Source organism: Streptomyces sp. NPDC001222 (assembly GCF_042896945.1).
Taxonomy (GTDB): domain Bacteria; phylum Actinomycetota; class Actinomycetes; order Streptomycetales; family Streptomycetaceae; genus Streptomyces; species Streptomyces gibsoniae.
This window is the reverse complement of sequence record NZ_JBIAXT010000006.1, coordinates 157,278-177,948: the sequence shown is the minus strand read 5'-3', so window position 1 is coordinate 177,948 and position 20,671 is coordinate 157,278. Positions and strand designations below refer to the sequence as shown.

The window sequence follows — 20,671 nt, the reverse complement described above, 5'->3', positions numbered from 1 at the left end:
GGTGGAGTCGGGGTCAAGATCGCTTGTTCCCACCGTATGCCCCCGCTGGCGGCGGAGCCGCACCGCATCGCCGCACCGAATCTCCCGGAGCCACAGGAACGCATGAATCGATTGCTGAAACAGCTGATTCTGCGGCCAAGTGTTGTTGGAACGCGCGATTCAGTCGTACAGTCCTGGCCATCATGTGTTGCCGAACATAGGGGTACGCCATGGACCGCGCCCGTCTGCGTCAGCTCCTCGCCCGCGAGAGCGCCGAGGCCGAGCGGCTCAACCCGCGCTCGCGGGCCGCCTATGCGGGCGCCGACCATCTCTTCGGCCGGGTCCCGATGACCTGGATGAACAAGACCGCGGGCGCCTTCCCGCGCTATCTCGCCGCCGCCCGCGGCGCCCGCGTCACGGACCTCGACGGCCACGACTACATCGACTTCTGCCTCGGTGACACCGGCGCGATGGCCGGTCACTCCCCGGACCCGGTAGCCGCGGCCGTGCACCGGCGGTTCACCGAACTCGGCGGTGCCACGGCGATGCTGCCCACGGAGGACGCCGAGTGGGTCGGCGCGGAACTCACCCGGCGCTTCGGACTCACCCGGTGGAGCTTCTCGCTCACCGCGACCGACGCCAACCGCTGGGCGATCCGGCTCGCGCGGGCGGTCACGGACCGTCCGAAGATCCTCGTGAACAGCTACAGCTATCACGGCAGTGTCGACGAGTCGCTGATCGTCGTGGGACCGGACGGGCGCGGCACGGCCCGCCCCGGGAACGTCGGCGCGCCCTGCGACGTCACCCTGACCAGCCGGGTCGCCGAGTTCAACGACCTCGACCAGCTCGAACGCGAACTCGCGCACGGCGATGTGGCCGCCGTCCTCATGGAGCCCGCCCTCACCAACATCGGCATCGTGCTGCCCGAACCCGGATATCTCGCGGGCGTACGGGAGTTGACCCGGCGCACGGGCACCCTGCTGATCAACGACGAGACGCACACCTTCTCCGCGGGCCCCGGCGGCTGCACCGGGGCCTGGGGTCTGGAGCCGGACCTGCTCACCATCGGCAAGGCGATCGGCGGCGGCATCCCCGCCGGTGCCTACGGACTCTCCGCCGAACTGGCGCAGCGGCTGCTGGGCCGGGAGGACCTGGACCTCGTCGACATGGGCGGGGTGGGTGGCACCCTCGCGGGCAACGCGCTCTCGGTGGCCGCGACCCGGGCGACCCTCGAACACGTCCTCATCGACGAGGCGTTCGCCCACATGGAGAAGCTGTCCGAGCGGTTCGAGGACGGCGTGCGGTCCGGCATCGAGCGGTGGGAGCTGCCGTGGTCGGTCAGTCGGCTCGGTGCCCGTACCGAGTACCGCTTCACGAACCCCGCACCGCGCACCGGCACCGAGTCGGCGGCCGCCGCCGACCCCGAACTGGAGGACTACCTCCATCTCTTCCTGGCCAATCGGGGCGTGTTGCTCACCCCGTTCCACAACATGGCGCTGATGTGCCCCGCGACCACCGAGGAGGACGTCGACACCCACACCGGGCTGTTCGACGCCGCCCTGGCCGAGCTCGTCGGCTGACCGGCGTCGGTAGGCTGGGCGGCGATCACCGGGAAGGAAGAGCGTGGACGAGATCGACCGGGCCATTCTGCGGGAGCTGCAGACCGACGGCCGTATCGCGTACGCCGATCTCGGCCCCCGCGTCGGGCTCTCCGCCTCGGCGGTCCGCCAGCGTCTGCAACGGCTGCTGGACACCAAGGTCGTCCAGGTCGTGGGCGTCACCGATCCGATGCGGATGGGCGGCCAGGCGATGGCCCTGCTCGGCGTCACGGTGGACGGCGATCCGCGGGCCGTCGCCGACGAGTTGGCCGCCCACCCGGAGGTCGTCTACTCGGTCCTGACGTCGGGCGGCTTCGATCTGTTCGTGGAGGTCGTCTGCGGCGGGCCGCGCGAGCTGCTCGACTTCGTGGGCGACGTGGTCCGCGTGGTGGAGGGCGTCGAGCGCGTTCAGGCCTTCCCGTACTTCGGCATCCACACCCACCGCTTCCTCTGGAACGTGGGGTAGCCGCCTCCTCCCGGCGCTTTCGGGCCCTCGCCCCGATCGGGGCGTAGGAAACGTGCCAAAAAAATCCCCGCGTGCGAGGAGTTGCGCATGGTTTACGGAGGATAGGGCACACGGCTCGAAAATCGAGAGAGAGGGCCTGGACTGTGCTCGTTCCGGATCTGAAGGTGGTCAGAGGACTGCTGACCCGGTACGCGTCCCTGCGGATCGCACTCGCCGAGAGGGACACGCCCGAGGGGGCACAAGAGCTGGAGGATGTCAGCTACACGCTGTGCGTCATGATGGGGACCCGCACGGTGCAGGAGGCGGTGGAGGCCGCGGACGCGCTGCTCACGGCGGGCAGCGGGCAGGTCAACTCGCGGGAGGCCGACGGGGAGAGCGGGCTGCCGGTGGCCGTCTGACCCGCGTCGCGCTGCGTGCCGCGGCCGGGCCCCGGCTCGGGCCGGTCCGGAGTCACCCCACCGGGATCCCGCGTCCTTGGCGCGGGGACTCGGACCGGATTGCGACGCTCGTGATCAATACACCCAGGGCCTGTCGTCACACTCGCGTCGCCGCCCGGAGGGCGGCCCTGCGTCGTCAGGTGCGTGCTCTCGGCGGGCTGGGCTCGGACCCGAGCCCAGCCCGCCGAGAGTGCGTGCATGGCGTCGCGGGGCAGGCGGGAGTTTGACGACAGGTCCTAGGGCAGCAGCTTGTCGAACGCGGCTCGCCCCTCGGACGCGAGCTTGCGCTCCGCCCACGCGAGCGTGCGGGGGGTGATGTCCCTGCCCGAGGCGAGGACCAGATCCTCCGGTGTGGCGTTCGCCGGAAGCTCATGCAGCAGTTCGTCCGGCGTGGCACGGTCATCGGACGGACGACGCGACGCATCAGGCTGTGACGTCGACATGGTGTCTCCTATGCGTGTCGATCCGCAGTGGTGGCACCCGCGGTCGTCCGAGGGCAGGACACCACACTCTTCCCTCACCTTTCATCGAGATGACGCCGCGCGCATCCCGAGGAACCCAGGACAGACGGCGACCGAATCCCCGCACCCGGCCGTCGGGTACGGGTAGTTGTGATGTGTGTACGTACGGCGACGCAATGGTCGCACCCCTCGCGCGGGCCATCCGTACGGGCCGCGCAGGGTCCGGCCGAATGTCGTACGGCGTACCGTGGACTACATGGACCTCGACGCCCTCGACCGCGCGCTGCTGCGGGAGTTGCAGACCGACGCCCGCCGGACCAACCGGGATCTGGCCGCGAGCACGGGCGTGTCCCCGTCCACCTCGCTGGAACGGGTACGGCTGCTGCGCGAGCGCGGAGTGATCACGGGCTATCACGCGGCCGTCGACCTGGAAGCGGTGGGCCGCCCGGTCCAGGCCCTCATCTCCGTCCGCATCCGGCCGCCGGCCCGCCCCGTCATCGAGGGGTTCCGCGAGTGGGCCGCCCGGCTCCCCGAAGTCATCGGCCTGTTCGTCACCTCGGGCGCGCACGACTTCCTCATCCACATCGCCGTTCCGGACGTCAACGGCGTCTACGCCTTCGTGATCGACCGGCTGACCGAACGCCGCGAGGTCGCCGATGTGCAGACGACCCTGGCCTACGAGCATGTCCGGTCCCGTCATGTCGAGCCCGCGGCCGACCGCCCGCGGGACCGGGGAAGGACCCGGTGAGGAGGCGGACCCCGCTTCCGCACATCCGATGCCCGATTCCGGGGATCGCCGAATGAAGTGCGCCATCGCCGGTCGCCGAGCCGCCCACGCAGGCATGAATTCGATCGCTCTGTCCTCCTGGCACACATCTGCCTAGGCTCACACTGCCTCACCGCAGAAACGCTCAGGAGAGACGTCATATGACCATTGAAAGCACGATCAGCGCGCCCGTCGGTTTCGCTCCCGAGGAGGTCGACCCGACCGTCTCGACCCGCGCCGCCCGGCTGAAGTGGGTCGTCGTCGTGGACCGGGAGCTGCCGCCGGGGCGCGCGGTGAACGCGGCGATCTGCGCGGCGGCGGCGACGCAGTCCGCGGTCACCGGCCTGCTCGGCGAGGACGGGGTCGACGCGGACGGTGCCGTCCACCCGGGGCTGCCCTGGGCGGGGTGCTCGGTGCTGGCCGCGGACGCCGCGACACTGCGCGCCATCCGCACCAAGGCGGCCTCGTACGCCGACACCTTCGTCGCCGACATGCCGGTCCTCGCCCAGGAGACGATCGTGTACGCCGATTACCGGGCCGCGCTGGGCACGACCCCGGCCGACGACCTCCGCTACTGCGCCGTGAGCATCGTCGGTCCGCGCAACCGCGTCAGCAAGATCGTGGGAAAGCTTCCGTTGCTGCCCTGACGCACCGGCGGCCCGTGGCGGTCATCGCGCGGTGGGCCTGAGGCTCTCGGGCCGGGGCCGGACGATGTCGAGCACGGCCATCATGCCCCCGTCCTCGTGGTTGAGGATGTGGCAGTGCAGCACGGTCCTGCCGATGAAGTCGGTGAAGTGGACACGCAGGACCGCGGACGCCCGCGCGGGCAGGTTGATGGTGTCGTACCAGGCCCGGGAGGCCGGCTGGGCCTTCCCGTTGATGCTCATCAGCTGGAAGTCGTTGGTGTGGAGATGGAAGCTGTGGGCCTCGTCCGAGTCATTGCGGACCGTCCACTCCTCGACCGTGCCCAGGGTGGAGATGAAGTCGGTCCGGCGGGGGTCGTAGGTCCGGCCGTTGATGAAGAACTTCGTGCCCGCCTTGTTCTCCGTGAAGAGGATGGTCTTGCGGGCCGCGATCTTCGCCCGGGTCAGGTCCTCGTGCGGGGCGAAGGCGGTCGGGACGACGGCTCGCGGCATGGGCGTGCCGCTGGTGACGACCGTCGCGAGGTCGGCCTGGGGGAACTTGTTCCCGGCCGGGCCGGTGTTGTAGGGGAGCGTCTGCAGCCGGACGGTGCCGGCACCGCCGCCCTGGACGAGGACGTCGAAGCGGGCGCCCGCCGGGATGAGCAGGGTGTCCTGGGAGTAGATCCTCTGCACGGGAATGCCGTCCTGGGCGATCACATGGAAGCGGGTGCCCGGCAGCCGGAGCCGGTAGTAGATGTTGGCGCCGATGTTGGCCAGTCGCCACAGCTGTGTCTCACCCGGCCGCATGGTGATCACCGGATTCTGCTGGCCGTTGACGGTGCGCTGGGTGGGCGCGCCGATGCTCAGGGGGCGGGTCTTCACCGAGTCGCCCTGCACCTGGAAGTCCTTGAGCGCGATCGTGTGCTCGGTGATGCCGCGCAGCGACGCCGGCAGGTACTGCTGCAGGCTGTCGACGATGAGGATGCCCGACTCGCCGCCGGCCACCTGCGGGGCGGAGAGCATGTCGGCGTGGGAGTGGTACCAGTAGGTGCCGATCGGCTGGTTGAGCGGGAGCCGGTAGGAGTAGTGGTACGACTGCTTGTACTTGATGGCGAGGAAGATGTCGTCGGCGGGCGCGCGCGGCGAGACATGCAGGCCGTGCGTGTGCAGATTGGTGTCCTCGTCGATGTTGTTCGTCATGGTGAGGTCGATGCGGTCGCCGGGCCGCACGCGCAGAGTGGGCGGCATGTACGCGCCGTTGTAGGTGGTGGCGTACAACCGGCGGTTGCCGACCTGGACCCTGCGTCGTTCCACGACGAGGTTGACCTTCAGGAGGCCGTCGTGGCTGACCAGTTCCGGGGGGTCCTGCAGCCGTGGGCCCAGGCCAGCGGCCGCGGGACCGTCCTGCCCGGCTGGCTCGTGCGGTCCTTCGATCTGTTCGGTCGGGGACCCGTTCGTGCAGCCGGCCAGCCAGGCCGAGGCAAGGGCCAGGCCGACCACCGAGCGGATCAGCGGAGAACGAGTTTTGGGCCCGAACACATCTCTCCCCAGAAGAGCCGTGCGGCCGGGCGGGTGACGCCCGGCCCGAGGTGCCGACTTGCAATGACGGTCCGTCAGCGGGAGCGTAGGCAGGAGGATGTCCTCGTCCGCGCCGCCGACGCGCGGTCGGCGGCGGCATCCACTCGATCGGCAGTACCCGGGGCCTCCGGTGGTGCGGGCGCCCGGCCCCGTCAGGGATTCCCCCAGCGCGTCAGGACACGGCGTCGACAAGGGCGGCGAGCGCCGACGCGAGGCGGGGCAGTCCCGCTCCCGCGGCCCCTCCCGGCTCCGCCATATAGGTGTCGCGGCGGATCTCCAGCATCAGGGCGGACACCTCGGGCCGCGTGCCGTAGAACTCCAGCGGCACATACGCGCCCGCGAACGGACTGTCGACGCCGGTCTCCGCGAACTTCGCGAACGCCTCGCGCGCCAGGGCCAGAAGCTCGGGCGGCGTGTGGAAGGAGTCGGTGCCCAGACAGACGGGCGGCCGGGGGCCCTCGCCGTGGAGTTCGTAGGGGAGGGGTGCGGTGGGATAGGAGTGCACGTCGAGGACGACCGCGCGCCCCGTGGCCGCCTGCCGGTCCGCCACCGCCGCCGTCATCGCCTGGGCGTACGGGTGGAAGTAGTCGCTGAGCAACGGCTCGGGATCGGTCCCGGCCGCACGCAGGGCCCGACGGTGCGTGGTCCGCGTGTAGACGGCGCCCATGCCCACGGCCAGCATCTCCTCCCGCTCGTCCGGGAACCGTTCCGGGTCTACCACCAGCCGCGACAGCCGGTTGACGAACCGCCAGGGCGTGACCGTGCAGGCATCGGCGGCGTGAGCGGCGAGTTCCGCGGTGTGCGCGTCCGTGATGTGGTCAAGTTCCCGGGCGAGGGCCGTGTCGTCGAGCAGGATGCCGGCGCGTACGGCGGGCGGTATCCGGCGTGCGGAGTGCGGCACATGCAGGATCACGGGTGAGTCGTCTGCACCGGGCAGCAACTCGAACGGTACGGCGGCACGGGACATGGCGGCTCCTCGGGCGCGGTGATCAGCCGACCGTACACACGCCGGGCCGGAGCCGGGTCAGACACCCCTCAGCGCCGCCCGTGCCGCCGCGAGTGCCTGTTCGCCGTAGCCGCGGCCGAACAGGACCGTGTGGACCAGCAGCGGAAACAACTGGTGCAGCGAGACGCGGTCCGCCCAGCCGTCGGCCAGGGGTGCCGTCTGTTGGTAAGCGTCCAGGATCTCGCCGAGATGAGGGCATCCGAAGAGGTGCAGCATCGCCAGGTCGGTCTCCCGATGACCGCCGTGCGCCGCCGGGTCGATCAGCCAGACCTGTCCGTCGGCGCCCCAGAGCACATTGCCGTTCCACAGGTCGCCGTGCAGTCGCGCCGGTGGCTCGGCGGGGCCCGCCAGCCGGGGCAGCCGCTCGCACACGTCTGCGACCACCGCCGCCTCGCCGGGCCGCAGTGTGCCGCAGTCGACGGCGGCGCGTAGGTAGGGGAGTACCCGGTGCTCCGCGTACCAGGTCGGCCAGTCGGTGCCCGGAACATTGCGCATCGGCGCCAGACCGATGGCCGCGTCCTCGGGGCCGTCGGGCGGCGGCGCGCCGAACGCGGGCGCCCCGGCCCCGTGCAGCGCGGCGAGGTCGCGGCCGAAGCGGCCCGCCGCGCGGATGCTCGGCCGGCCGGGCGGAACGCGGTCGGTCACCAGCAGGTGCCGGTCGAGGCCGTGCACGGCGGGGACACGGACCGTACCGGCGTCCGCGAGCCAGCGCAGCCCCGCCGCCTCGGCCCGCAGTGCGCCGGGGTCGTCGCCGCGCTTGACCATCACGACCCGTCCCCGGTCCAGGGTGACCTCGGTGAGCGATCCGGACACCGGGCGTTCACCGGTCACCGGCGATCCGGTGAAGCGGGCCGCGGCGGCTCCCTCCGTGGTCGGCACGCCTCGTCTCCTTCCGGGTGCTCCGGATCCTTCCGGGCTGCCGGGCGTATCCCCCGGGGCGGCCCGGGAACTCATCATGCCTCCGTTGCGGGGGAGTTCTGCGGGGCGGGTGGTTCGAGCCCGCGCGGCGGCCGGGATCGGTCCCCGGGCCGCCGCGTCACGCGTCTGCGGCGCGCAGGGTCACTCGTTCTGGAAGACGGCCTTGCTCGGTGATCTCCTTGGGCGCGTGGTTGTTCTGTGCAACCTGCGTGAGCTGCTGGGCGTCCCACGGGTGATCCGCGCCCGACAGTGCCTTCTGCAGGTCGGTGGGGTGGTTCCTCCCAGGCGCTGAGACGGTTGATTTCCGGTTGGATCGGCGGCGACAAAAGCGCCGGGGCATGAGTACCCATGCCCCGGCGGAACGATGCGGAAGGGGTCAGTCCTTTTGTCCGCGGCCGGTGAGCGCGTCGCGGATCCGGTCGACGAGTCCGGCCCCGGGCGCGAGCAGCTTGTTCGCCGGCGGGGTGTCGGGCGCGGCCGGGTGCGGCCGGGTCGGAGCCGTCTTCTTGGCCCGTCGTACCTTGTCGCCCAACTCGTCCAGCGTCTCCGGGGAGGCGGCTTCCCGCAGCCGGGGGAAGAGGTTCTCCTCCTCGTCGGCGATGTGCGAGCGGACCTCGGCCATGAGCATCCCGATGAGCCGGTCGAATTCCGGATCGTCGGCCTCGTGACCCTCCAGCTCCTTCATGATCCGCTCGGCGTCGGAGTGGTCCTCGATCTCCTTGTCGGCGACGGTGTCCCCGTCGGCCAGATGCTCGCGTACGGCCGGGTAGAGATAGGCCTCCTCGGCCACCGAGTGGCGCACGAGTTCCATGGTGGCCTGGTCGGCGTAGATCTTGCGGTCCTTGTCCCCGGGCGTCAGCGCCTCGATTCGGCCGAACAGCTCCTCGACCTCCCGGTGATCCGTCACCAGCTCGTCGATGACGTTTCCTCCGTGTCCCATGTTCCGCACCTCCACTGCGATATGCGCATACGACGGCGGCCCTGCGACCGGGCCGCTCCGCACGCCGGGTGCCCCGGCCCACGTCCGCCTAACGTGCCCGTCCCGGCAAGGCGCCCGTACGGACTATGCGAGGGGCCCGAGGCCGTGCGGGGCCGTCCGCCGCCTCAGGAGCCTCGCCGGTCCTCCGTGTGCGCGGTCGCCGGACGGCGCTGGAACAGGGCGTACAGCCACCACAGCGACGGGACGAGCAGCACCGCGCCGACCGCGAGCGCGGCCAGGCTCGTGCCGAGCACGGAGGTCTGGGACGCGCTGGCGCCGACTGTCACCGACGGGGGCAGCATCACCGGGTACTGGGCGAGTCCCCAGCTCCACAGGATGCCGGCGACGGCGGCGGCCGCCGTGACCCGTACGAAGGTCAGCTCGGCGCGCCACAGCAGCACCAGACTCGCCGCACCCAGCACGGCGGACACCAGAACCAGGGGCAGCGCCCGGTGGGTGAGCCCGTGGAACAGCTGAGGGGCGTCCGCGTGCAGGATCGCGATGCCGGCCAGTGCCACGACCCCGGTCACCACTCCGGTGGCCAGGGCCCGGTGCCGGAAGTAGTTCGCGAGGTCCGGCTGGCCGGCCCGGGCGGCGTCCCCGCTCAGATAGACCGCCGCCAGATAGGCGCAGGCGAGGACGGCCAGCACGCCGCCGAGCGCCGAGGTCGGATTGAGCCAGCTGGTGATCACATCGCCCGTCGCCAGCCCCGGCGGAACCCTGCCGGAGGCCACGGCCCCGGCGACCGAGCCGAGGAAGTAGGGCGTGACGACCGAGGAGAGCGCGAAGCAGCCTCCGAACAGCCGCTGCTGCCACACCTCCGCGCTGGCCTTGCGGAAGGCGAACGCGGCGCCGCGCGCGATGATCCCGAGGGCGGTCAGGGTCAGCGGGATGTACAGCGTGGACATCACGGCGGCGAACACCGGGGAGAACCCCGTCCACAGCAGGACCACGACGAAGATCAGCCACACATGGTTGGCCTCCCAGACCGGGCCGATGCTGTGCTCGATGAGCCGGCGCGGCGGTCTGCCGTGCGCGCTGCCGCCGGCGAGGAGATCCCACAGGCCCGCGCCGAAGTCGGCGCCGCCGAAGAGGGCGTAGCAGGTCAGACCGATCCACATGACGGCCAGTGCCGTGTTGGCGAGCATCAGCGTCCTCCTGTGTCCGCCGTGCGGGAGGATCCACCACGGCCCAGGAACCCGGCGGGTGAGCGGTCAGACAATGGGGTACTCCTCGACGTCGCTCTCCTGGGGCGCGACGGGGACGGGACGCTCGCGGGTCAGCAGGCGCAGGACGTACACCGTGGCGACCGTCATGAGCGCGTACACCGCGAGCACCAGCCACAGCCCGATGCGCAGCCCCGGAGCGACGTTCACCGCCTCGTGCACGCGCATCAGACCCACGACCACCCACGGCTGACGGCCCTCCTCGGTCACGGTCCAGCCGCACTCCAGGGCCACGACCGCCGCGAGACCGCTGAGGGCCCCGAGGGCGAGGAAGACCCGCAACGGACGGCTCGTTCCCTCCAGCCAGGGGCCGGGACGGCGGCGGTGGCGCAGCGCGAGCACGAGCAGCCAGAGACCGACCGCGATCAGGAACATGCCGCAGCCGACCATGAGGTCGAAGGCGAGATGGACCCCGGTGACGGGGGGCCGGTCACCGGGCGGCACCTGTTCGAGGCCCTTGATCACCGTGCTCGGGCTGAAGCCGACCAGCAGGGACAGGCCGTTGGGGATCTCCAGCCCGTACTGCAGACCGCCCCGGCCGGCGATGCCGCCCAGGGTCAGCGGGACATGGCTCCCGGTGTGGTAGACCCCTTCCATCGCGGCGAGCTTCATCGGCTGGTAGTGGGCGACGAAGCGGGCGGCCCAGTCCCCGACGACCAGCTGGACCGGGGCGACGATCGCGCCCAGGGCCAGCGGCACGGTGAAGCCCAGGCGGTGGTAGCGGTCCTGGCGGCCGCGCAGCATCGCGACCGCGTACACGCTCGCGGTGAGGAAGGACGCCACCATCAGGGCCGCGAGGATCATGTGCGTGGTCTGCGGCGGTGTCGCCGGGTTGAACATGGCCGCCCAGGGGTCCACGTGGACGACCTTGCCGTCGCGGAGGGTGAAACCGCGGGGTTGGTTCATCCAGGCGTTGGCGCACACGACGAAGAACGCCGACGCCACTCCGGCGATGACGATGGGGACGCCGGTGAGCAGATGGAGACGGGGCGACAGCCGGTCCCACGCGTACAGGTAGATGCCGAGGAAGATCGCCTCGATGAAGAAGGCGACGCCTTCCATGGCGAACGGCAACCCGATGACCTGACCGTAGGTCCCCATCAGCCCCGGCCACAGCAGTCCCAGTTCGAAGCTGAGGATCGTGCCGGAGACCGCGCCGACCGCGAAGAGCACCCCCATGCCCCGGGCCCATCGGCGTGCCAGCAGCCGGCACGAGGGGTCCCGGGTGCGCCAGCCCCACCACTCCACGAGCAGGGTCAGCAGGGGCAGTCCGACACCGAGGCAGGCCAGCACGATGTGCCAGGCGAGGGAGAAGCCCATCTGGGCCCGGGCGGCGTTCAGGTCGGCCGGCCTGACGGCCGCGGCGAGTGCTCGCGGCAGCACGAAGACCGGTTCCATCGGACACTTCCTCTCTCCCCACGGGCCACCGACCGACGGCAGTCCCTGACACGGTTGCCGCTCTTGTGGTCCGAAGCGCGCGCGCCGCGCGTGACCTGTCGGTTTTCCCGCGAACGGAGCATCACCGCGGGAGCCCGGGACCGGCGTACCGGCACGAGCGGACGTCCGACGAGCGGGCCCGGGGGGCGGGTGGGGCACAGGGCGCGCGGGTACTCGTCGGGCGCCGTGGCCTGCCGTGGACACGGCGTGGGGAAAGGGGTGAGGCGGGATGAACCACGTTCGGAGTGCTGCCGCGCGCCGGGCCGGCGCCGGCCGGTCGGACCTGCTCGGCATCTACCTCAACGACCATCTGGCGGGCTCGACCGTGGGGACCCGGCGCGCGGCCCACCTGGCCCGGTCGCTGCGCGGCTCTCCGTACGAGGCGGCGCTCGGGACGATCGCAGCCGAGATCGCGGAGGACCGCGCGACGCTGCTCGCGATGATGAGGAAACTCGGGGTGCCCGCGCGCCGCTACAAGGTCCTGGCGGGAGGTGCGCTCGAGCTGGCCGGGCGTCTGAAGAGCAACGGACGGCTCATCGGCCGCTCCCCGCTCACCACGCTGCTCGAACTGGAGCTGCTGCGCCTCGGCGTCGAGGGGAAGGCCGCCGCATGGCGGTCGCTGCGCCGGATCGCGGACAGCGAGAGGCGTCTCGACCCGGAGCGACTGGACCAGCTGATCGAACGGGCGCAGCGGCAGTCGCGGGTGCTGGAGGACCTGCGGCTGCGGCAGTCACAGCAGGCGTTGTCGGCCACCTGACACGGACCGGAGGAGGCACGGATGAGCGAGACCACACCCTCGCAGGCGGAAGGCGAGCGGTTCCCGGACGAGACGGACGCCCCGGACCAGCCGCCACGCACCACCCCCTCGCAGGCCGAGGGCGAGGACTACGACACCGAGGAGGAGGACACCGGCGCTACGGCGGACGACACCCGGACCTGACCGACGGGATTGCCGGGTGCCCGGCCCCGACGGGCGGCGGCCGCCGTCGCGGACCATCTCAGGACGGCGCACTGCGCGTCCAGGACGGCGCAGTACGCCTCCTCGGTAGCCGCGGCGACCCGCTCCCAGCCGTACCTGCGCAGAGCGCGGCGCCGGCCCGCCGCGCCGCACGCCTGCCGGGCCTCGGGGTCGGCGAGCAGCTCGCCGACGGCGCGGGCGAGGGCGTCCGGGTCACCAGGGGGTACCAGCCGTCCGGTGCCCGGGTCCGCGACCGTGTCCAGATGGCCGCCCACGGCGGTGGCGACGACCGGTCTGCCGCAGGCCGTCGCCTCCAGCGCCGAGATGCCGAACGGTTCGTGGTCCCCGGGGCACACCACCACGTCGGCGCCCCGCAGCAGTGCGGGCACCTCGTGGCCGGGCACCCCGCCGAGGAAGCGGACCCGGTCGGCGACGCCGGCGTCCGCGGCGGCGCGGCGCAGTCGGCACACCTCAGGATCGCCGTCGAGCCGGTCTGCGCCCGGGGGCCCGCCGACGACGACGAGTTCGGCGGTGGGCAGCAGGGCCAGCGCGGCGATGGGGACCACCGAGTCCCCGTGCGGGCCGAGGCTGCCCAGCTGGAGCAGTCGATGGCACGCGGTCCCGGGCGCGGCGGCCGGCCCGTGCGGGGTGAACACCCCCGTGTCGACTCCGTACGGCACCACGCTGATCCTGCCGCGGGACATGCCCATGCGGCACAGTTCCACGACCTCGTCCCGGCAGGTGGCGATGATGTGGTCGCAGCCCCGGCCGACCTCCCTCTCATGGGCGATGCGCCTCGGATGGCGGGCTCCCGCCGGCTGCGGATGCCGTCGCGTCACGGTTCCCAGCGAGTGGTAGCTGTGCAGCAGGGGCAGCTCCAGCTCGCGCGCCACTCGCGAGGAGGCGAACCCGGACAGCCAGCCGTGCGAGTGGACCACGTCGGGGGGCCGCACCCGCCAGGCTCCGGCCAGATGGCGTCCCAACTCCCAGAGGTGGGGGAGGAGTTCGTTCATGGACAGGGGCTCGGGCGGCCCTGCCGGGACACGCCGCAACTCGACCCCGTCGCGCAGGGCCACCCGGTCCGGCAGGGCGGGGTCGTCGCGGCGGGTGTAGAGGGTCACCCGGTGGCCCCGACCGGCGAGCGCACCGGCGAGATCGGCGATCTGTGCGTGCCACCCGCCGGTACCGGCGCCGCCGAGTGGGCCGGGATGCGCCGAGACGAGCGCGACGGCCAGGGAGCCGGGAGCGTCCGGGGTGAAGGCGCCGAGGGCGTCCATGGACGACGTCATGAGCAGGCCTCCCTCATCACCCGCTCCCAGTCGGCGAGGAAGCGCTTGAGCCCGTACCGGCCGAGGGCCGCCTGCCGGGCGCGGGCGCCGTCGACCGCCGCGGCTTCCGGCTCGTGCAGATAGTGCCGGGCGGTGCGGGCCAGGACGTCGGGGCGGGTGGACAGCGTGCCGGCACCGCGCGGAACCGCCTCGACCACCTCGGTGGTGGCGAGCCCCACCACCGGCATGCCGAGGTGCATGGCCTCCACGAGCGGCAGTCCGAGGGACGTCCACCGCATCGGATGCAGATAGAACCGGCGCTCCGCCATGGCCCGGTGCAGCTCCGCCTGGGGCAGATCGGCGCTCCGGCACCGCTCCCCGGGCAGGCCGAGGTGGGTGGCCAGGCCCTCGGTGCCCCTGCCGAAGACGTCCAGCGGCACGGCCTCGGCCAGGGCGGGCAGCAGGTCCGTGCCCAGGGCACGGCCGTGCCGCACGGGTTCGTCGACGACGACGGCCGCGCGGGCCAGCAGGCCGGTGTACTGGTGGCCCGGGTCGACGACGCCGTGCTCGATCACCTCGGTGCGGGTGCGGCCGGAGTCCCACAACAGCCGGTTGAAGTGGGTGACGTGCACCAGGGTCAGGTCCGGCCGGTCGGCGAAGGGGTGCCGGGTGCGGGGGACGTCTCCGTCCGGCACGTCGTGCTCCAGATAGACGGCGGGCAGGTCACGGCCGGGGCGGCGGCCGCCGAGCAGCCGCTCGGCCAGCTCCGGCTCGTGCGGCCGTTGCAACAGGACGAGATCCACCTCCGTGGCCGCCAGCTCCTCCGCTGTCACCTGCCGCACCGAGGCGGGCCAGGCGTCCGTACGGGCCCGCCCGGCTGCGTTCGGATCGCGGCCCGGTGTCACGGGGACGAGGTAGGTGTGGGGGCCCTGGACGAACGCCGTCGTCCAGGAGCTGTGCACACGCCACAGCAGGATGTTCATACCGTTGCTCCTCGTCCCGTCTCGGACCCGCCCCGGTCCGGGGCGGGTCGGCGAGCACCTCGGGCCGCTCACCCGTCACGACACGGACGACCCGGTACGGGGACCGCCGGTCGTGCGGAAGGCCGTCCGGTACCCGAACAGCGTCTGCCGCCGGGGCGCCGGAGGCTCGGTGGTGTACGGCATCCGGGTGATGCGCGCGGAGCGAGGACCGGCCGTGCCGCGAAGCAGAACCGAGGGCGCGGGGCACGGTCAGGACGTCACGGGCGGGGTACGGCTCAACCGGTCGCCGGCGTCCTGCGCCCCCTCATGGATGCTCTGCACCACATGGCTCAGCCGCACGACACCCCACACGATGAGCGCGATCCCGACCGCCTCCGGCAGGACCCACCAGCCGGTGCGGATCCGCTCGTCGAACAGCGTGATGCCGAGCAGCAGACTCACCGTGGCGTCCCCGATGGTGAGGGCCGGCTGGGAGGCCGCGAGCCAGCCGGCCTGGAGCGCGTTCTCCAGCAGCAGGATGGCGCAGACACCGGTCACCGCGAAGCCGTAGGTCTGCCAGGCGGTCAGGAACGCGGGCAGCCCGGCCGCCGCGAACGTCCCGGTCGCGGACTTGAGCAACGCGGCGGTCAGGGCGTTGCCGATGGCCGAGGCCGTGGCCAGTACGGCGGCGCGGAACAGCGGCGGCCGCCCGGGGCGGGCCAGCGCGACGGCCGCCGCCATACAGCCCAGACAGACCACAAGGGCCGGGATCCAGCGCACCATGGACGCCTGGTCCCGGACGCCGGAAGGGGCGGCGGCGGCGAGGACCGCCGCGAGACCGGCCACCACGCAGGCGATCGCCCACCAGCCGCTGTTCGGCAGGGGCCGCTGCATGAGGCGGGCGGCGATCATGAGGGCGAACGGCAGTTCCAGCACGAACAGGGGCTGCACCAGGGCGATCGGGCCGTTCACCAGGGCGAGCGCCTGGAACAGCGCGGCACCGACGACTCCGGCGACACCGATCAGCCAGGCGGGCCGGTGCGCGAGCGCGATCACCAGCCGCAGGCCGCCGCCGCGCGAGACCGTGGACGCCGCCTTGCGCTGGAAGGCGGTGCCCATCGCGTTGCTGGCCGCCCCGGTGACCGCGAACACCGCTGCGAGGACGATCACCTCTCCAGCATGCCCCGGCGGGCCGGACCTGGCCTGCGGGCTGCGGCGGTCCGACCCGTCACAGACTCGCCGCGTGGTCGGGCACGTAGGTCTGCAGATCGCGCGGCGGGCGCTGGTAGCCGGTCGACGGCGGCCGCTCCGGCAGCTTCAGCACCGGCGGCGGCACCTCGTGGTAGGGGACGGAGGCCAGCAGATGGGCGATCATGTTGAGCCGCGCCCGGCGCTTGTCGTCGCTCTCGACGACGTACCACGGGGCCTCCGAGATGTCCGTGTGCACCATCATCTCGTCCTTGGCCCGCGAGTACGCCTCCCAGTGCGTGATCGACTCCAGGTCCATCTGCGAGAGCTTCCAGCGTCGTACGGGATCCTCCAGACGGCGGCGGAAGCGCTCCTGCTGGACCGCGTCGCTCACCGAGAACCAGTACTTGCGCAGCAGGATCCCGTCCTCCACCAGCATCCGCTCGAATATCGGGCACTGGCGCAGGAAGAGCCGGTGTTCCTCCTGCGTACAGAAACCCATGACGTGCTCGACACCGGCCCGGTTGTACCAGCTGCGGTCGAACAGCACGATCTCCCCGGCCGCCGGCAGATGCTCCGCATAGCGCTGGAAGTACCACTGGGTGCGCTCGCGCTCGGTCGGCGTGGGCAGCGCGGCGATCCGCGCCACCCGGGGGTTGAGGTGTTCCGTGACCCGTTTGATGGTGCCGCCCTTGCCCGCCGCGTCACGTCCCTCGAAGATCACGACCAGCCGGGCGCCGGCGGCCCGTACCCATCCCTGGAGTTTCACCAGCTCCGTCTGCAGCCGCAGCAGTTCCTGTTCGTAGGTCCTGCGCGGCAGCGTCGCCGTACTGTTGCCGGCCATGGCGCCTCCCGAGGTCGAGGATGTGCGTCGTCCCTCCCGCCCGGTCGGCGTGGGAGCCGGGCGTGCAGGACGCCACCGTACTGATCGGCACGGCGGCCCGCACGATCTCCGCCGCCCGACGTCGGCCCTGTGGACACGCCGTGTGCCACGGGCGGCGTGTGCCGCGACCGGCCGGCCCGGCGCTGCCGTGGGACAGTGGCGGTATGTGCGGCCGTTATGTCTCCAGCCGCGGCCCCGAGGACCTGGTGCGGCTCTTCCACGTCACGGACTGGGGCCCCGCGGAGGCCGTGGCACCGAGCTGGAACGTCGCCCCGACCGACGACGTCTGGGTCGTCCTGGAGCGTGCCCCGCGCACCGCGGACGAGGCGGCGCCGGTACGGCGGCAGCTGCGGCCGCTGCGCTGGGGACTGGTGCCGTCCTGGGCGAAGGACGTGAGGATCGGCGCGCGGATGATCAACGCACGGATGGAGACCGTGCACGAGAAGCCCGCCTTCCGCCGTGCCTTCGCCAAGCACCGCTGCCTGCTCCCGGCCGACGGCTTCTACGAGTGGCAGGAGACGCGCGCCCCGGACACCGGCAGACCCCGCAAACAGCCGTACTTCGTCCACCCCGAGGACGGTCGGGTCATGGCGCTCGCCGGGCTCTACGCCTACTGGCGCGACCCGGCCGTGGAGCATGACGACGATCCCGCGGCATGGCTGACGACCTGCACCATCATCACCACGGAGGCCACCGACGCGGCCGGCCGGATCCACCCCCGTATGCCGCTCGCCATCGCCCCGGACCACTACGACGCCTGGCTCGACCCCCGCCGTCAGGACCCCGACGGACTGCGCGCCCTGCTCACCCGGCCCGCGGACGGCCACCTCGACGCGCGCCCGGTCTCCACGGCCGTCAACGACGTGCACAACGACGGCCCCCGCCTCCTGGAGGAGGCCGCGCCCTGACCGCCCGTGGGCCGGGACCCGCCCGGAGGACCCCCGCGTCGGAGGGGCCCTCCCCGGCCGTCGCGGCCATGGCCACCCGGGATCACCAGTGCTACAAAGGGTCCATGGCGGACCGTTTCGCCCGGTTTCGACGCGTGTCGCCGCGGTCACTGATGGGCAAGAGCCCGCGAAGCGTCGCCGGGCAGGTCTTCGTGCTGCAGGTGGCGCTCGTCGTGCTGCTCGTGGCCTGCGCCGTGTTCGCCCTTGTGCTGCAGTCGGAGCGGGACACCAGCGCCGAGGCCAAGCGCCGTTCCGTGGCCGTGGCCCAGACCTTCGCCCACTCCCCGGGCCTGCTGGCGGCGCTGCAGACACCCGATCCGTCCAAAGTGCTCCAGCCGCTGACCGAGGTCGCGCGCAAGGCCTCCGGCGTCGATTTCATCGTGGTCATGAACACCCAGGGCATCCGCTACACCCACCCCCTGCCGAGCAAGATCGGAAAGCGGTTCGTGGGCACGATCGGGCCCTCGCTGGCGGGCAAGGTCTACACCGAGAGCGTGCACGGCCCGCTCGGGCACGAGGTCCAGGCCATCGTCCCCGTGGAGAATCCCGCCGGAAAGGTGGTGGCCCTGGTCTCCGCGGGCCTCAAGGTGAAGAACGTGGTCAGCGAGGTGGACCGCCAGCTGCCGATCATCTTCGGCGCCGGTGCGGGAGCGCTCGCGCTGGCCACCGGCGGGACGGCGCTGATGGGCAGACGGCTGCAACGACAGACCCACAGCCTCGCCCCGGACGAGATGACCCGGATGTACGAGCACCACGACGCGGTGCTGCACTCCGTACGCGAAGGGGTCCTCATCATCGGCGACGACGGGCGGCTCCTGCTGGCGAACGACGAGGCCCGCAGGCTGCTGGAGCTGCCCCCGGACGTCGAGGGACACCATGTGTCGGAGCTGTCCGGGCTGTCTGGCCTCGACCCGGAGACGGTGGCGCTGCTCTCCTCCGGCCGGGAGGCCACCGACGAGGTCCACTTCGCCGGGGAACGGCTGCTGGCGGTCAACCAGCGGCCCACGGACCGTGGCGGAGGCCCCAAGGGGACCGTGGTCACGCTGCGCGACACGACCGAGCTTCAGGCCCTGTCCGGCAGGGCGCAGGTCGCACGCGAGCGGCTGAAACTGCTGTACGACGCCGGTTTGAGCGTCGGCACCACCCTCGACGTCGTCCGCACCGCCGACGAGCTGGCCCGGGTCGCCGTCCCCCGTTTCGCCGACTTCGTCACCGTGGATCTCGCCGACGCCGTACTGCACGGCGAGGAGCCGGCCGGCACGGCGACGGACATGCGGCGTGTCGCCGTGGCCGGCGTACGCGACGACCATCCGCTGTACGAGAAGGGCCGACTGATCGACTTCCTGCCCTCCACGCCCCAGGCGCGGGGGTACGGCACGGGCCGCTCGGTGCTGGTGACGGATCTGTCCACCGCCAAGGGCTGGCACGCCCAGGACCCCCGGCGGACCAAGGACATCCTGGACTACGGCATCCACTCGCTCATCGCCGCCCCGATCGCGGCCCGGGGCGTCGTGCTCGGCATGGCCAACTTCTGGCGCTCCAAGCAGCACGACGCGTTCGACGACGAGGAGCTGTCGCTGGCGGAGGAGCTGGTGGCCCGTGCCGCGGTCAGCATCGACAACGCCCGCCGGTACACCCGCGAGCACGCCCTCGCGGTCACGCTGCAGCGCAGCCTGCTGCCGCGGGCCCTGCCCGAGCAGACGGCCCTCGACGTCGGTTACCGCTACCTTCCCGCCCAGTCGGGGGTGTCCGGCGACTGGTTCGACGTGATCCCCCTGTCGGGGAGCCGGGTGGCACTGGCCGTGGGGGACGTGGTCGGCCATGGCCTGCACGCCGCCGCCACGATGGGCCGGCTGCGCACCGCGGTGCACAACTTCTCCACCCTGGACCTGCCGCCCGATGAACTGCTCAGCCATCTGGACGATCTGGTCGGACGCATCGACCAGGACGAGGCGGGCACCGACAGCGCCGCGGGCGTGGTGGGCGCCACCTGCCTGTATGCGATCTACGATCCCGTGGCGCGCCGCTGCGCCATGGCGCGCGCGGGTCATCTGGCGCCCGCGCTGGTCCACCCGGACGGCAGCGTCACCTTCGCCGATCTGCCGGCCGGGCCGCCGCTCGGCCTCGGCGGCATGCCGTTCCAGACGGCCGAGCTGGACGTGGCGGACGGCACTCAGCTCGTTCTCTACACCGACGGCCTCATCGAGGACCGCACCCGCGACCTGGACGTGGGCATGGAACTGCTGCGCGACGCTCTGGCCGGCCACCCCGACCGGCCGCCGGAGGAGAGCTGCCAGGCCGTCCTGGACGAGCTGCTGCCCGACCGGCCCAAGGACGACGTGGCACTGCTCATCGCCCGCACCCGGCCGCTGTCGCCCGACCGGATCGCCGACTGGGACGTGCCGGTCGACCCGGCGGCCGTCGCGCGGATGCGCGGGGCCGTGTCCGAGAAGCTCGACGAGTGGGGCCTGTCCGAGCTCGCCTTCATCATGGAGCTGGTCCTCAGCGAGCTGATCACGAATGCGATCCGCCACGGCTCCGAGCCGATCCATGTACGACTGATCCATGACCGCACGCTGATCTGCGAGGTGGCCGACGGCAGCAGCACCTCACCGCATCTGCGCTACGCCGCGACGACCGACGAGGGAGGCCGGGGCCTGTTCCTGGTCTCGCAGCTGACCGAGCGCTGGGGCACCCGGTACATGCCGCAGGGCAAGGTGATCTGGGCCGAGCAGGCGCTCCCGTCCGACCACGGGCACGGCACACTGGCCGCCGAGGCCTTCCTGGCGTTCGGCGACGAGGACTTCGGTGACGAGGACATGCCGGAGGCGCGGGGCTCCGGGGACGGGGCAGACGGCGACACGGGCGAGGCGCAAGGCTCCGGGGGCGCGCCGCACGGCGACAAGGGCGCGGCGCAGGGCCCCGGGGACGAGACGCAGGGCGGGGCCGAGGACCGGGGGCACGGCTCCGGCGACGAGGCGTAGGCGCACC

At 72.1% G+C, this 20,671-nt stretch carries 20 protein-coding genes; 9 read left to right on the top strand and 11 right to left on the bottom strand.

From position 1 onward, the window contains the following. Nucleotides 1-209 precede the first annotated feature (209 nt). From ACFY2Z_RS11445 to ACFY2Z_RS11435, 3 genes are all read left to right on the top strand, one after another. Nucleotides 210-1,559 (top strand): transaminase, encoded by a 1,350-nt coding sequence (locus ACFY2Z_RS11445; RefSeq protein ID WP_390743946.1) that lies wholly within the window; start codon nucleotides 210-212, stop codon nucleotides 1,557-1,559. A gap of 43 nt (nucleotides 1,560-1,602) precedes the next feature. Continuing rightward, on the top strand, nucleotides 1,603-2,043 hold the full coding sequence (locus tag ACFY2Z_RS11440; RefSeq protein ID WP_390743945.1) for an Lrp/AsnC family transcriptional regulator: 441 nt from the start codon (nucleotides 1,603-1,605) through the stop codon (nucleotides 2,041-2,043). A gap of 143 nt (nucleotides 2,044-2,186) precedes the next feature. After that, on the top strand, nucleotides 2,187-2,441 hold the full coding sequence (locus ACFY2Z_RS11435; RefSeq protein WP_390743944.1) for a DUF5133 domain-containing protein: 255 nt from the start codon (nucleotides 2,187-2,189) through the stop codon (nucleotides 2,439-2,441). Nucleotides 2,442-2,716: 275 nt separating this feature from the next. On the opposite strand, the gene ACFY2Z_RS11430 is transcribed toward ACFY2Z_RS11435, so the two are convergent. Next, nucleotides 2,717-2,923 carry a hypothetical protein gene (locus ACFY2Z_RS11430; RefSeq protein WP_390743943.1) on the bottom strand — a complete coding sequence of 69 codons (207 nt, stop codon included), beginning with the start codon at nucleotides 2,921-2,923 and terminating at the stop codon, nucleotides 2,717-2,719. A 274-nt stretch (nucleotides 2,924-3,197) separates the two neighbouring features. Between ACFY2Z_RS11430 and ACFY2Z_RS11425 the strand changes: the two genes are divergently transcribed. Together ACFY2Z_RS11425 and ACFY2Z_RS11420 are read left to right on the top strand one after the other, a co-directional pair. Further along, entirely contained in the window at nucleotides 3,198-3,689 is a 492-nt protein-coding gene (locus ACFY2Z_RS11425; RefSeq protein WP_390743942.1) for an Lrp/AsnC family transcriptional regulator, read from the top strand. Between the two features lie 179 nt (nucleotides 3,690-3,868). Continuing rightward, a complete protein-coding gene (locus tag ACFY2Z_RS11420; RefSeq protein WP_390743941.1) occupies nucleotides 3,869-4,354 on the top strand; it encodes a DUF2000 domain-containing protein in 486 nt (161 codons plus the stop codon). A gap of 21 nt (nucleotides 4,355-4,375) precedes the next feature. Here ACFY2Z_RS11420 and ACFY2Z_RS11415 read toward each other — a convergent pair whose 3' ends face one another. The 6 genes from ACFY2Z_RS11415 to ACFY2Z_RS11390 all read right to left on the bottom strand — a co-directional run bounded on the left by ACFY2Z_RS11415 (nucleotide 4,376) and on the right by ACFY2Z_RS11390 (nucleotide 11,435). Then, nucleotides 4,376-5,869, bottom strand: coding sequence for a multicopper oxidase family protein (locus ACFY2Z_RS11415; protein ID WP_390743940.1), 1,494 nt, complete (start codon nucleotides 5,867-5,869; stop codon nucleotides 4,376-4,378). Nucleotides 5,870-6,080: 211 nt separating this feature from the next. After that, nucleotides 6,081-6,875: an N-formylglutamate amidohydrolase gene (locus ACFY2Z_RS11410; protein WP_390743939.1), complete on the bottom strand. Its 795-nt coding sequence runs from the start codon at nucleotides 6,873-6,875 to the stop codon at nucleotides 6,081-6,083. 57 nt (nucleotides 6,876-6,932) lie between these two features. Beyond that, on the bottom strand, nucleotides 6,933-7,793 hold the full coding sequence (locus ACFY2Z_RS11405; protein WP_390743938.1) for a fructosamine kinase family protein: 861 nt from the start codon (nucleotides 7,791-7,793) through the stop codon (nucleotides 6,933-6,935). Nucleotides 7,794-8,208: 415 nt separating this feature from the next. Then, a complete protein-coding gene (locus ACFY2Z_RS11400; protein WP_390743937.1) occupies nucleotides 8,209-8,772 on the bottom strand; it encodes a hemerythrin domain-containing protein in 564 nt (187 codons plus the stop codon). 164 nt (nucleotides 8,773-8,936) lie between these two features. Next, nucleotides 8,937-9,959: a cytochrome d ubiquinol oxidase subunit II gene (locus ACFY2Z_RS11395; RefSeq protein ID WP_390743936.1), complete on the bottom strand. Its 1,023-nt coding sequence runs from the start codon at nucleotides 9,957-9,959 to the stop codon at nucleotides 8,937-8,939. Between the two features lie 66 nt (nucleotides 9,960-10,025). Beyond that, a complete protein-coding gene (locus ACFY2Z_RS11390; protein ID WP_390743935.1) occupies nucleotides 10,026-11,435 on the bottom strand; it encodes a cytochrome ubiquinol oxidase subunit I in 1,410 nt (469 codons plus the stop codon). A gap of 268 nt (nucleotides 11,436-11,703) precedes the next feature. On the opposite strand from ACFY2Z_RS11390, the gene ACFY2Z_RS11385 reads away from it, so the two are divergent. Together ACFY2Z_RS11385 and ACFY2Z_RS11380 are read left to right on the top strand one after the other, a co-directional pair. Then, a complete protein-coding gene (locus ACFY2Z_RS11385; RefSeq protein ID WP_390743934.1) occupies nucleotides 11,704-12,231 on the top strand; it encodes a hypothetical protein in 528 nt (175 codons plus the stop codon). A 21-nt stretch (nucleotides 12,232-12,252) separates the two neighbouring features. Next, nucleotides 12,253-12,414: a hypothetical protein gene (locus tag ACFY2Z_RS11380; RefSeq protein ID WP_311695150.1), complete on the top strand. Its 162-nt coding sequence runs from the start codon at nucleotides 12,253-12,255 to the stop codon at nucleotides 12,412-12,414. Here ACFY2Z_RS11380 and ACFY2Z_RS11375 read toward each other — a convergent pair. The 4 genes from ACFY2Z_RS11375 to ppk2 all read right to left on the bottom strand — a co-directional run bounded on the left by ACFY2Z_RS11375 (nucleotide 12,360) and on the right by ppk2 (nucleotide 16,694). Next, on the bottom strand, nucleotides 12,360-13,721 hold the full coding sequence (locus ACFY2Z_RS11375; RefSeq protein WP_390743933.1) for a glycosyltransferase: 1,362 nt from the start codon (nucleotides 13,719-13,721) through the stop codon (nucleotides 12,360-12,362). The two genes, ACFY2Z_RS11380 and ACFY2Z_RS11375, sit on opposite strands and share 55 nt — an antisense overlap. Further along, nucleotides 13,718-14,683, bottom strand: a complete 966-nt coding sequence (locus ACFY2Z_RS11370) for a glycosyltransferase (protein WP_390743932.1) — start codon at nucleotides 14,681-14,683, stop codon at nucleotides 13,718-13,720. The genes ACFY2Z_RS11375 and ACFY2Z_RS11370 overlap by 4 nt, the downstream gene beginning before the upstream one ends. Nucleotides 14,684-14,932: 249 nt before the next feature. Then, nucleotides 14,933-15,832 carry a DMT family transporter gene (locus tag ACFY2Z_RS11365; protein ID WP_390743931.1) on the bottom strand — a complete coding sequence of 300 codons (900 nt, stop codon included), beginning with the start codon at nucleotides 15,830-15,832 and terminating at the stop codon, nucleotides 14,933-14,935. 58 nt (nucleotides 15,833-15,890) lie between these two features. Next, the gene (gene ppk2 / locus ACFY2Z_RS11360; protein WP_390743930.1) at nucleotides 15,891-16,694 is read right to left on the bottom strand and encodes a polyphosphate kinase 2; all 804 of its coding nucleotides are present in this window, start codon (nucleotides 16,692-16,694) and stop codon (nucleotides 15,891-15,893) included. 203 nt (nucleotides 16,695-16,897) lie between these two features. Here ppk2 and ACFY2Z_RS11355 point away from each other — a divergent pair, with 203 nt between their 5' ends. Both ACFY2Z_RS11355 and ACFY2Z_RS11350 read left to right on the top strand, forming a co-directional pair. Beyond that, complete coding sequence (locus ACFY2Z_RS11355; protein ID WP_390743929.1) at nucleotides 16,898-17,641, top strand: SOS response-associated peptidase; 744 nt, start codon at nucleotides 16,898-16,900, stop codon at nucleotides 17,639-17,641. A 104-nt stretch (nucleotides 17,642-17,745) separates the two neighbouring features. Beyond that, on the top strand, nucleotides 17,746-20,664 hold the full coding sequence (locus ACFY2Z_RS11350) for a SpoIIE family protein phosphatase (protein WP_390743928.1): 2,919 nt from the start codon (nucleotides 17,746-17,748) through the stop codon (nucleotides 20,662-20,664). Nucleotides 20,665-20,671 lie beyond the last annotated feature (7 nt).